The sequence below is a fragment of the Novosphingobium sp. AP12 genome (genome assembly GCF_000281975.1).
Taxonomy (GTDB): Bacteria; Pseudomonadota; Alphaproteobacteria; order Sphingomonadales; family Sphingomonadaceae; genus Novosphingobium.
Genome location: NZ_AKKE01000033.1, coordinates 22,552 through 34,149, shown reverse-complemented (window position 1 = coordinate 34,149; position 11,598 = coordinate 22,552). Strand labels below are relative to the sequence as shown.

Annotated in this window: 9 protein-coding genes; 3 read left to right on the top strand and 6 right to left on the bottom strand. The window is 67.4% G+C overall.

Going from position 1 to position 11,598, the window contains the following annotated elements:
* On the top strand, window positions 1-407 hold a 407-nt coding region (locus tag PMI02_RS06660; RefSeq protein ID WP_007680490.1), incomplete at its 5' end, for a TolC family protein.
* Between the two features lie 68 nt (window positions 408-475).
* Complete coding sequence (locus PMI02_RS06655) at window positions 476-1,123, top strand: GntR family transcriptional regulator (RefSeq protein ID WP_007680488.1); 648 nt, start codon at window positions 476-478, stop codon at window positions 1,121-1,123.
* Between the two features lie 6 nt (window positions 1,124-1,129).
* Here the strand turns inward: PMI02_RS06655 and PMI02_RS06650 are convergent, their stop codons facing one another.
* The 4 genes from PMI02_RS06650 to PMI02_RS06635 all read right to left on the bottom strand — a co-directional run bounded on the left by PMI02_RS06650 (window position 1,130) and on the right by PMI02_RS06635 (window position 4,772).
* Window positions 1,130-2,335, bottom strand: coding sequence for a CaiB/BaiF CoA-transferase family protein (locus PMI02_RS06650; RefSeq protein WP_007680486.1), 1,206 nt, complete (start codon window positions 2,333-2,335; stop codon window positions 1,130-1,132).
* 19 nt (window positions 2,336-2,354) lie between these two features.
* The gene (locus PMI02_RS06645) at window positions 2,355-3,254 is read right to left on the bottom strand and encodes a hydroxymethylglutaryl-CoA lyase (RefSeq protein WP_007680484.1); all 900 of its coding nucleotides are present in this window, start codon (window positions 3,252-3,254) and stop codon (window positions 2,355-2,357) included.
* Entirely contained in the window at window positions 3,251-3,889 is a 639-nt protein-coding gene (locus PMI02_RS06640) for an isochorismatase family protein (protein ID WP_007680483.1), read from the bottom strand. The genes PMI02_RS06645 and PMI02_RS06640 overlap by 4 nt, the downstream gene beginning before the upstream one ends.
* Before the next feature lie 316 nt (window positions 3,890-4,205).
* On the bottom strand, window positions 4,206-4,772 hold the full coding sequence (locus PMI02_RS06635) for a cysteine hydrolase family protein (RefSeq protein WP_007680482.1): 567 nt from the start codon (window positions 4,770-4,772) through the stop codon (window positions 4,206-4,208).
* A 210-nt stretch (window positions 4,773-4,982) separates the two neighbouring features.
* Between PMI02_RS06635 and PMI02_RS06630 the strand changes: the two genes are divergently transcribed.
* Window positions 4,983-6,059: a TauD/TfdA family dioxygenase gene (locus tag PMI02_RS06630; RefSeq protein WP_007680481.1), complete on the top strand. Its 1,077-nt coding sequence runs from the start codon at window positions 4,983-4,985 to the stop codon at window positions 6,057-6,059.
* Between the two features lie 62 nt (window positions 6,060-6,121).
* On the opposite strand, the gene PMI02_RS06625 is transcribed toward PMI02_RS06630, so the two are convergent.
* Both PMI02_RS06625 and PMI02_RS06620 read right to left on the bottom strand, forming a co-directional pair.
* Window positions 6,122-8,587 (bottom strand): TonB-dependent receptor, encoded by a 2,466-nt coding sequence (locus PMI02_RS06625; protein ID WP_007680479.1) that lies wholly within the window; start codon window positions 8,585-8,587, stop codon window positions 6,122-6,124.
* A 240-nt stretch (window positions 8,588-8,827) separates the two neighbouring features.
* Window positions 8,828-11,560: a TonB-dependent receptor gene (locus tag PMI02_RS06620; protein WP_007680476.1), complete on the bottom strand. Its 2,733-nt coding sequence runs from the start codon at window positions 11,558-11,560 to the stop codon at window positions 8,828-8,830.
* Between the last annotated feature and the right edge of the window lie 38 nt (window positions 11,561-11,598).

Below are 11,598 nucleotides of genomic sequence, written 5' to 3'. Positions count from 1 at the left end.
GAGGCGGCGGCCCGCTGCGCTGGCTGCTGGGGCCGATGATTTCCTGGGCCTTCCCCAACCAGGAGGCGATCCGCGCCCGCATCGGCGGCGCCCGCGCCGACGCCAAGGCCGACCTCGCGACCTTCGACGGCACCGTCCTGCGGGCGCTCGGCGAGACCGAAACCGCGCTCTCCGCCTACCGCAACGCGCTGCTGCGCAAGGAACGCCTCGCCGCCTCGCGTGATGCGGCGGACCGCGCGGCCAACGTCAGCCTGGCCCGCCAGAGCCGCGGCGAGATCGATTCGCTCGACGTCCTCGACGCCCAGCGCACCCTCGCCCAGTCCGAGGCGGACTCGGCCGCCGCCACCCGCGACGTCGCCTTCGCGCAAGTGGACTTGTTCCGGGCGCTCGGGGGAAGCTGGGAATAACGGCGCTCGCAGGCGGGACGGAATTTGTATACTGTCCCGCCTCCACCCGCCGCCCAAGGATTCCCAGTTTGTCGAAAGCCAGCGACCAGGCCTACCTCGAGCTGCGCGGGCGCATCCTCTCGGGCGATCTCGCCCCGGGAACGCAGCTCAAGGAAGAGGAGCTCGCGGTCATCTGCGGGGTCTCCCGCACGCCGGTGCGCGATGCCATCCGCCGACTGGAGACCGAACTGTTCGTGCGCCGCACCGACAGCCAGCGCTCGTTCGTCGCCGAATGGACGATGGAGGACATCGAGGAAGTCTTCACCCTGCGCGGGATGCTCGAAGGTTACGCCGTCCGCCGTGCCGCCACTCGCGCCAACAAGGGGCAGATCGCGCGGCTAAGCACCATCAACGAAGGTCTGCGCGCCGTGCTCGATGCGCCGGACCTCGACGTGCAGGCCTACCTTGCCGCCAACGCGCAGTTCCACTCGCTGATCCTGGAGATCGCCGCGTCCGACCGTCTCGCGGCGCTGCTCGGGCGCCTTGTCATGCAGCCGGTCGTTCAGCAGACCGCCATGGCCTACGACCGCGAGCAGCTGGCGCGCAGCCATCTCGAGCACACCGAGATCACCGCCGCGCTGGCGCAGGGCGACCCCGACTGGGCCGAGGCGCTGATGATCGCGCACATCCGCCGCGCTTTGCACGCCCGCCTCAAGCCATCCGAGGCGGGCGCATAGTATATCTCAGATCGCCTGCCGGGCCTGCAGCGCGGTGATGTCGTCCGCGCTCATCCCCAGCAGTTGTCCGTAGACCTCGGCGTTGTCCTGCCCGATCTCCAGCGGCGCGCGGCGGCGCACCGACGAGGGCGTGTCGGAGAGCTTGGGAAAGGCGTTCTGCATCTTGTAGGTGCCCCAGCGCGGGTGCTCCATCTCGACGAGTGCCTCGCGCGCCTCGAAATGCGGGTCCTCCAGCATCTCGGCCGCACGGTAGATCTTGCCGGCGGGGATCGAGAATTCGATCATCTTCGCCTCCAGTTCCTCGACCGTCAGCGTGCGGGTCCATTCGGCGATGAGGTCGTCCAGCTCGCGCTGGTGAAGTCCGCGGGCGATATGGGTCGAATACCGCTCGTCCTCGCCGAGTTCCGGGCGGCCCATCGCCTCGCAAAGCCGCTTGAAGATAGCGTCCTGGTTGGCGCCGATCAGGTACTCGCCGTCGCTTGCGGGATAGACGTTGGACGGCGCGATGCCTTCGAGGATCGAGCCCGAGCGCTGGCGGACATGGTCGGACACCATGTATTCCGGCACCAGGCTCTCCATCACCTGCAGCACCGCCTCGTAGAGCGCGCTGTCGACGACCTGGCCCTTGCCTGTCCGCTCGCGTGCATGGAGCGCGGCCAGCGCGCCCATGCAGCCATATGTCGCGGCAAGGCTGTCGCCGATCGAGACGCCCATCCGGCTAGGTGCGCGGTCGGGATCGCCGACGATGTAGCGCCACCCGCCCATGGCCTCGCCGATGCCGCCGAAGCCCGCGCGCGAGGAATAGGGACCGGTCTGGCCGTAGCCCGACACTCGCACGATGATGAGGCGCGGGTTGATCGCATGGAGCGCGTCGGGGCCGAGGCCCCACTTCTCCATCGTGCCGGGCTTGAAGTTCTCGATGAGAATATCGGCGTGCGCGACCAGCCTGCGCACGATCTCCTGCCCCTCGGCGATGCGCAGATTAGCGCTGACCGACTTCTTGTTGCGCGCCACGACTTCCCACCACAGCTTCGCCTCGCCGTGGCCCCAGTTGCGCATCGGGTCGCCGCCGCCTTTTCCGTCGACCTGCGGAGGCTCGACCTTGATGACCTCGGCGCCCATGTCGCCCAGCAGCTGGCCGCAGAACGGCCCGGCGATCAGCTGGCCGAGTTCGATCACGCGGATTCCGGCGAGAGCACCTTCATTCGTCATCGACAATCTTCCTGTTGCTTCAATTCTGCGCCGAGGCCGGGAAGTTTCCGGCGATCGAAACCATGCCGCGAAGCGGCCCGCCCATCACGCCTTCCAGCCACTGCGACGCCGCGATCACGCGGTCGAGGTCGAGCCCCGTGGCGAGGCCGGAGCGCTCGAACATGTAGACCACGTCTTCGGTCGGCACGTTGCCGGTGGCCTTGGGCGCGAAAGGGCAGCCCCCCAGCCCTCCGAGCGAGGAGTCGACCACGCTCGCCCCTGCCGCCACCGCGATCCATGCATTTGCCAGGCCGCTACCCCGGGTGTTGTGGAAATGGACGCGCACCGGGATCGGCCCGATTGCCTCGGCCACTGCGCGCACCAGCGCATCGACTTGGCCGGGCGAGGCGACGCCGATGGTGTCCGCCAGCGCGATCTCGCGGGGCCCCGCCTCGGCAAGCTTGCGGGCCATGGCAACGACGCGGTCCTGCGGCACTTCGCCCTCGAAGGGGCAGCCGAAGGCGGCGGCGATGGTGGCCTGCCCGCCCTTGCCGGCGGCAATGGCGCCGCGGACGATATCAGCCGCGATGGCCACGGAATCGGCGCTCGTCTGGCCCTGGTTGCGCATGGCGAAGGTATCGGTCGCGACGCAGACCGCGCCCGCCTCGTCGATCCCGGCGGCGAGCGCCCGATCGAGGCCGCGCTGGTTCATGACGAGGCCGATGTAGGTCACATCGGCACGCCGGGGGAGCATCGCCACGAGTTCGTCGGTGCCCGCCATCTGCGGCACTTTCTTCGGATTGACGAAGCTGCCGACCTCGATGCGCCGGGCCCCGAAATCGATGCTGCGGGCGATCAGTTCGGCCTTGTCCTCCAGCGAGACGAGGACCTTTTCGTTCTGCAGGCCGTCACGCGGGGCGACTTCGACGATTTCGATCATTGCGGTGTCCCCAGCGAGCCCAGGTAGGCGACGATCTCATCCTCGGATACGACGTCGGCGTACTTGGCGTTCATGTCGAAGAGGTTCGCCTCGTGCGGGCCGGGGTGGCGGTCCCCGCAGCCTTCCGCGACGACGGCGGTGCGGAAGCCGTGGGAGACGGCATCGACGCAGCTGGCACGCACGCAGCCGCTGGTCGACAGGCCGGTGAGGATCACCTGGTCGATCCCGCGCGCGGTCAGGGTGGAGGCCAGCGAAGTGCCGAAGAAGGCGCTGGGGTACTGCTTGGTGAGGACGATCTCGTCCGCATGGGGGACCAGCCCGTGCGGCCAGGCGCCCATCGGATTGCCGGCCTCGAACGCCCGCAGGGCCGGCACTTTCTCGAAGAAGCGGCCGCCGTCAATGCCGCCGGGGTGGTAGGCGACGTTGGTCAGGATCACCGGGATGCCGGCCTCTCGTGCCACGGCGCGGACCCGCAGCGCAGATGCCAGCGCCTCTTCCACGCCGGCATGGAGCGGGCTCTCGGCCGCGAAATAGGCTTCGACGAAGTCGATCAGGACCAGCGCGGGCGAGCGTCCGAACCCCGCCTTTCCGCCGAAGGCGACGGCGTAGGTCTGCGTCAGCGAGTCGTCACTCATGGTAGTCCACCTCTCACCCGCAATTTAGTATACAAATATCGGGGGGTCAATTCGGCTTGATGCCTTGTGCGCGCCATCTGTATGCAAATCGGCGTGGCTACGGAATCCGGCGCCTCTCGCCGTGTCGGGTGTGGAGGGGGTTTAGTTGATGAAGTACGTGCGCGGGGCACCCGTCCTTGAAGGAGACACCGGCTGGATTTCCGACGATGTGAAAGAACCTGTGCGAAGGTAGCAAGCCGCCGCGATGTAGGAAAATGGACAAACGAAAGGGCGCCGCAGATGCTGCGACGCCCTTTCGTTTGTCGATCCGCCGCCCTCAGGCGGCGAAGTCGATCTCCGCTGCCCTGCTGACGGTGCAGAGCGGGCCGAACGCCTCCAGCTCCGCTTCGTGCGCGGCGAGGGAGTGGGCGGCGCAGGCGTCCGCGATCACCGTCACCGCGAGACCGCGGTCATGGCCTTCGCGCACGGCGGCGCTGATCGCCAAGGTGGTCGATACGCCCGCCAGGTACAGCTCGGTCACGCCGTGCTTTTCCAGTTCGGCGTCGAGCGCGGTCTGCCAGAACGGGCTGACCTGGTGCTTGAGGATCACCGCCTCGCCCTCCGTGGGCGCGACCTGGTCCGCGAAGTCCACGCCGGGCGAACTGAGCTGGAGCACGCCCAGCCCCTTGAAGCGGGCGAACAGCGGCGAGCGGGCTGGGGCTTCGGGCAGGTCCGGCGCGCTGAAGGCGACGCGCACGTGGCCGACGGGAATGCCCGCCTCGCGCGCCTTTGCCAGCACGGCGCCGGCATTGGCGAGAACACCGCGCCGGGCGATCTCTCCCGCCATCGGGTCGTGGCCGACGAGGTCGGAGATGAAGTCGATCAGAAGCAGGTACTTGCTCATGCATGTCCTCGGATGGGAGTGGACTGACGCAACCTATGCCCCCGCGCCGCCGTCGGCCTAGCCTCATCGATGGCCCTCGGACAAGTTCAAGACCTGCAACCGCGACCTCGCCCCGCGCACGGATAACGCACGTTCGCGTGCGTCCAGCATCAAGACGGGCGGGGGCGAAATCGGCTAGGGTGCCCCAACGCGCCAATGGAGAGCCCCCGCATGACCGTCGCCGAAATCCCGTCCCCCGTCCTGACCGCCGCCGCCTGGCGCGGCGACAAGCTGATGGAGGGGCAGGACTGGATCTACGAGCTGAGCGACGTTCAGGTCGCCGAACTCGAGACGCTGGGCAAGCGCTTCCTCGACGCCGACCCCGACCTGCGCTTCGTGCAGGCGGAGGAGTATCCGCTCGGCGCCTGCGCCGATGCGGTGAAGTCGTGGCGCGAGGACGTCGATTTCGGGCGCGGCTTCGTGCTGGTGCGCGGCCTGCGCTCGGACCAGTATTCAGACGCCCTGTCCTCGGCGATCTACTACGTGCTGGGCCTGCACATGGGCGACGCCATCCGCCAGAACGAGATGGGCGATCTGCTCGACCACGTCTACGCGACCTCGGACAAGACCATGGACGATCCCACCGCCAAGTCCTCGAAGGTGCGCGACAAGCTGGTATACCATTCGGACAGCTCGGACATCGTCTCGCTGATGTGCCTGCGCGGCGCGAAGGAAGGCGGGCTGTCGTGCCTCGTCTCTGGCGCGGAAATCTACAACGAGATCCTGCGCCGCCGCCCCGACCTCGCCCACCTGCTGCTCGAGCCGTTCCACTGGGACTGGCGGCGGCAGGACCAGGAAGCGCCGTCGGACACCTACACCTCGCCGGTGGTGAGCGTGGAGGAAGGCGTATTCTCGATGTACGCGGGCTCGCTCTACATCGTCACCGCGCAGAACTATCCCGGCGTGCCGAAACTGACCGAGGACCAGCTCGAAGTGCTGCGCCTCTTCGACGAGATCACTTACGAGCCCGGCATGGCCATCGCCATGGACTTCCGCCCCGGCGACATCCAGTGGCTGTCGAACTACGCCGCGCTCCACTCGCGCACCGAGTTCCAGGACTACCCCGAACCCCAGCGCAAGCGCCACCTGCTGCGCCTGTGGCTGTCGAGCAAGACAAACCGCCCGGTCGTGCAAGGCTTCGGCAAGAACGGCGTCGTCCAGCACCGCGCCGAACACCGCGAGGGCAAGGAACATCCCGACGCGCGCTTCAGCATCCGCACGATGTCGGTGCCGCGTTTGCTGTCCTGAGGCGGTAAACAGGACCGGGCGCCGCAATCGCCCGGTCCCGCCCCCCTGCTACACGGCGCGGCTCACGCCCCGAACTTGTAGCCGATGCTCAGGCCGTAGGTCAGCGGTTCGCCGACCGGCGCGTAAGTCTGGCTGCTCGGATTGTAGTGGACCTTGTAGGTCACGTCGGTGAGGTTGTTGCCCCAGACGCGCACGTAGTAGTGGTCGGTGGGGTCGGTCCATGTGACCGAGGCGTTGAGCAGGACGTACTTGCCCTGCCGCGCGCGCTGGTCGTCGGAGCGGTCGGCGTAGGGCGTGCCCGCCAGGATCGCGCCGTTGTTCGGCAACGCATCGGGGTCGAGCGCCTTGCGGGCGTTGTAGGCCGCCAGGGGCTCGCCGCCCCAGAGCGAGGGGTTGGTGACGACGTAGCTGTCGGTATACTTGGCGTTCACAGCGAAGCGCAGGCCGCCGTCACCCTTTTCGATCAGGTAGTCGATCCCGGCGAAGGCGGTGAAGTCCGGGGCGCGGGCCATCTGGTCGCCCGAGATGTCCATGGCGACCGCGCTGCGGTTGGGGAAGACCTTCAGCGGATCGTCGTTGAGGTTGTAGCCGGTGCCGGCAAGGTTCACGCTCGATCCCACGAAGACCGAGCCGTCGCCGTAGCGCGCATGGAGCAGCGTGGCGCCCGCGCGGACGTGGAGGTTGTCGATCGGCTCGTAGTCGACGGTCGCCTCGGCGCCGCGGACTTTTGCCTTGGGCACCGACTGGAGGCTGACGACCGCGAGGTTGGTCGGCGGGACGAAGGTGGTGTAGCTGACCTGCAGGTCCTTGTAGTCGTAGTAGAACGCGGCGAGGTCGAGCCGCAGGCGGCGGCCGGCGGTCTTGAAGCCCAGCTCGAAGGCGTCGACCGATTCCTGGCCGATCTGGCCGAGCGTCTTCCACAGCGCCATGTTGGTGTCGACCGGGGGCACCGAGTTCCACTCGCCGGCGCGGAAACCCTTGGAATAGGATGCGTAGATGTTGGTGCGCGGCGCCAGTTCGTAGCGGATCGAGGCGCGCGGGGTGAACTTGCTGTAGCTCGATCCCTGCGACGAGGTCTCGCTGGTGTAGGGGGTGGCGATGACGGCGCCGACGGTGCAGGTGGCGGGCGTCGTGCAGAAGATGTTCTTCTGGGCCGCGACGTCCTGCGTCTCCTTGCTGTAGCGCCCGCCGAGATTGATGCTGAGCTTGTCGGTGGCGTGGAAGGTAGCGTCGACGAAGCCCGCCCATGCCTCCTTGGTGCGCCAGAAGTTGATCTCCTGCAGGCGGCGGTAGCTCGACAGCGGCGTGCCCGGCGGCGACCCTGCGGGCGCGACGAAGGCCACGTTAGCGTAGTCGGGATCATAGGTGGTGTGAATGTGGTAGTAGGTGCCGCCCACGATGAGGTCGAGCCGGTCGATCGCGTCGATGGTGAAGTCCACCGCCTCCTGCCAGGTGCGGTCGTGGATGATCGAATCCGAATAGCTGGTCGCGTTGTAGGTGCCGTCGGCGTCGTAGGTGGTGCGCAGGTTGCCCGCCGTATAGCCGGTGATCGAACGCAGGGTGCCCAGCCCGGTGTCGAGTTCGAGCTTCACCGAACCCTCGTGCTGCTTGAGGTCGAGGTTGAAGGCGTCGCCCGCCACTTCGCCGAGGTTGCGCGGGCGGGTGGCGTTGGCGCCGGTATAGGGCGTGGAGACGTTCTCGGTCGCGGTGAAGAACACCCCGCGCGGGTCGCTAGCGCGCATGTAGTTGTAGGCGAGCGTGGCGCGGAAGGTGTCGGTCAGGTCGAACTTGAGCTTGGCGCGGATCGAATCCTGCTTGAGCCCCAGCGTGCGCCCGTCGAACTCGCCCGGGGTGGTGAAGCTGGCCTTCTTGTAATAGCCGTCGGTGCGGCGGATCGTGCCCGCGAGGCTGATGCCGACCATGTCGCTCACCGGCCCGGCGACGTATCCGCGCAGACGCTTGTCGTCGAAGCGGCCGTAGGTGGCCTCGGCGCTGCCCTCCCAGGTCGCGCCGGGGTCCAGCGTGTCGATGAGGATCGCCCCGCCGGTGGCATTGCGGCCGTAGAGCGTGCCTTGCGGGCCTTTCAGCACTTGGATGTTCTGGACGTTGGGCAGTTCCATGTTCAAGACCTGCGCCGTGTACTGGTAGAGCCCGTCGACGAAGAGCGCGACGTTGTTCTCGTAGGCGCCCGCGTTGATCGTGGTGATGCCGCGGATGGCGGGCTGCGGGTACGAGCCGCTGTTGTTCACCTGCAGGCCGGTGGTGACGTTGGTGAGGTCGCGCACCGAGTTGATGCCGAGATCGCTCAGCGTGCCCTGCGGCAGCACCGCGACCGACATCGGCACGTCCTCCACCGCCTCCGCGCGGCGCTGGGCGGTGACGATGATGGCGTTGGCGTCCACCTCCGCCGTGTCCTGCGCCAGAGCGGGCGCCATCGGCACCGCGCCCGACAGCGCCGTCAGTGCGAGCAGGCGGCGCATCGCGCGCCTGCGGACCGGACTCGCGGGTATCCCGTGCTGCTTTTTCATGTTGTCCCCTCCCCGGGCGGCCGATTCCCTCGGCCTGTCCCGTTTTTCCCTATTGCGAGGGTTCTGCCACCGGGAGGCGCTGCGACAACATCTATATGGACACTTGTCTAGAACGATCCGGCGAAGCGTTACAGAGTTCGCTGAACGAAAAAGGCGGGACGGCATCGCTGCCGTCCCGCCCTACCGGGAGCGCTTGGAGGATGGGCCGCTTGCGCTCGGCCCCCGCCCCGGATTCTCGTATCAGTACTTCACGCGGATGCTGGCACCGTAGAACTTGTCGTCGATGCGGACATCGTGCGGGAAGGCGGGAGTGTCGAAGTAGCTGTAGTACTTGCCGCCGTTCACGTTCACGCCGTCGACCGTGACGGTGATGTTCGGGGTCACGTCGTAGCCGACCGAGAAGTCGAGGCGGCCGTTGGACTTGACCTTGTTGAACTGCACCGAGTCCGTCGAACCGGTGAGCGTGCCCGCGCCGAACGCCGTCTCGTTGTAGCCCGAGCGCCAGGTGTAGACCACGCGCGCGGTGATGCCGTACTTCTCGTAGAGCGCGCCGGCGGTGTAGCTGTACTTCGAGACGCCCAGCAGCTGCTGGCCTTCGAGCAGGTCGCCCTTGGTGGTCACCTTGCTGTCCGCGAAAGTGAACGTGCCCATCAGGCCGAAGCCGTCGAAGCCCTCGGGCAGGAAGTCGAGGAACGCCTGGCCGGCGACTTCGACGCCCTTCAGCTCCGAGGAGCCGAGGTTGCGCGGCTGCGTGATCTGGTAGGTCTGGCCGTCGATCACCTGGATCGAGGTGTCAGGCGCCACGCGGTCGGTCAGCTTGCGCAGGTAGCCCGCCACCGAGACGTAGCTGGAACGGCCGAAGTAGTATTCGGCGGTCACGTCGAAGTTGTCCGACTGCTGGGCCTTGAGGTCCGGGTTGCCGCCCGCGCCCGCCAGGATGACGTTCGGGTTGCCGCCGGGAGCCGCCAGCGACAGGCCGGGGTTGAGGTCCCCAAAGGTCGGACGCGACATGGTCTTGGCGTAAGTCGCGCGGAACTGCAGCTGGTCGTTCGCCTTGAAGCGGATGCTGGCGTTGGGCAGGACGTAGACGTCGGTGGTGTCGCGGTTGATCGGCACGAACAGGTCGCCGCCGCCGGCCGCGCCGCCGATCACGCGCGAGGTGCCGTCGATCGTGCGGTTGGTGCTGACGATGCGCACGCCGACCAGGCCGTCGATCGCCGAGACGTCGCCGATGTCGAGCTGGTACTTGCCCTGAATATAGCCCGCGAAGGTCTTTTCCGCCGCGTCGTAGTTGCGGGTCGGATCCCAGGCCGGGTCGCCGGCCGGAGCGCCGTAGAGCGCGCGCAGCTCGTCGGTGTTGTTCAGCAGGTAGTCGGCGTTGGGGGTGTACCAGTGCTGACCGCCGTTGATGTACGGGATCGTGTCAGGCGAGCTGACCATGAAGTCCGACGGCAGGCCGACCGAGGACACCAGCGTGCCGCGGTTCGGCCCCGGGAACGAGGGGCCGCCGGCGACGGCGCGGAACGTGCCCTGGCGGTCGCTGTAGCGCGCGCCGATCTGGACCTGGCGCAGGAAGTTGCTGTCGATGTCGAACGCGGTGTCGAGCTTGAAGGCGTACTGGCGGCTGTTGGACTTGTTCAGGTCCTGGAACAGCGTGTTCGCGAAGACGAAGCCATCCGGGTTGCCGAGCGGGTTGCCCTGCATGTTGGTGGTGCCGTGGCCGTTGTCGTCCACCACCACGTCGACGGCGGTGTTGTGCTTGGCGACGTCGACGATGATCGCGCGGTTCGAGTTCTTCGACTGGATGTAGCTGGCGTCGAACACGACATGGACGGTGTCGGTGTTCCACTTCGCGCCGCCGCCCAGCACGTACTGGTCGGTCCGCTGCTTCTTGGCCTGCGTGCTGGTCAGCGCGTCGACGCCGTTGAAGGTCGCCGACTGGCCGATGCACAGGTTCTCGACCGGGTCATTGCCGCCGCCAAGGAAGCCCGCGCCGTTGACCGGCGACGAGAAGCAGTCGCTGCCTGCCGTTGCGTTGCTGATGCTGCTGCCGGCGAACAGGTCGGCGAAGATGAAGTTGGTCGCGAAGGTCGAGCGGTAGCCGGTGTAGACGCCGTCGAGGTACAGTTCGAGTTCGGGGGTCACTTCCCACTGCAGCGCGGCGTTGACCTGCGGACGGGTGTTGTGGCCGGTATCGGTGGTGCCGCCCACGCAGGTCGGCAGGACCAGGTTCGGCGCGCCGGCCGGGCCGTGGTTGGTCGAGCGCGGGTCGCAGTTGAACGAGACCGGGCGGCTGAAGTTGTTGCGCGCGTAGGACACGTCGATCAGCGCGCCCATGCGGCCGTCGCCCACGTCCCAGGTGTTGGCGACGAGCAGGCCGGCGGTGTAGCTGGTCTTGTCCGAGACGCGGCCGTTGTAGACGCGGCCGTTGGCGGCGATGGTCAGGCCCTTGTCGAAGTTGAAGGGCTTCTGCAGCTTCATGTCGATGACGCCCGCGACGCCGCCTTCGATGAGGTTCGCCGAGTTCGACTTGTAGACGTCGATGCCGCCGATCGCTTCGGCCGGAAGATCCTGGAACGAGAAGCCGCGGCCGACGCCGGTGAAGATCTCGCGTCCGTCGAGCGTGGTCAGGATGTCGCCCAGGCCGCGCACGATCGGGCTCTGGATTTCGTTGTTGAAGCCGTTGACGACCTGGACGCCGGCAACGCGCTGCAGCGCGGAGGCGACCGAGGTGTCGGGCAGCTTGCCGATGTCTTCCGCGACGATCGAATCGACGACGAGATCCGAATTCTTCTTGACGTTGCGCGCCGCCTCGAGGCTGGCGCGCTGGCCGGTGACGACGATCTCGTTGCCGGCTTCGTCCGCGACGGTCGGCGCGGCGGCGTCCTGCGCTTCCTGCGCATGGACGGGCGACCAGGCCATCATGGCCAAGGCCGACGACGTCAGGACGAGCGAATGGGCTATGCGATTCATTAGGGCCTCCCTCCAGGAACAATCGGCCCCTTGATCGG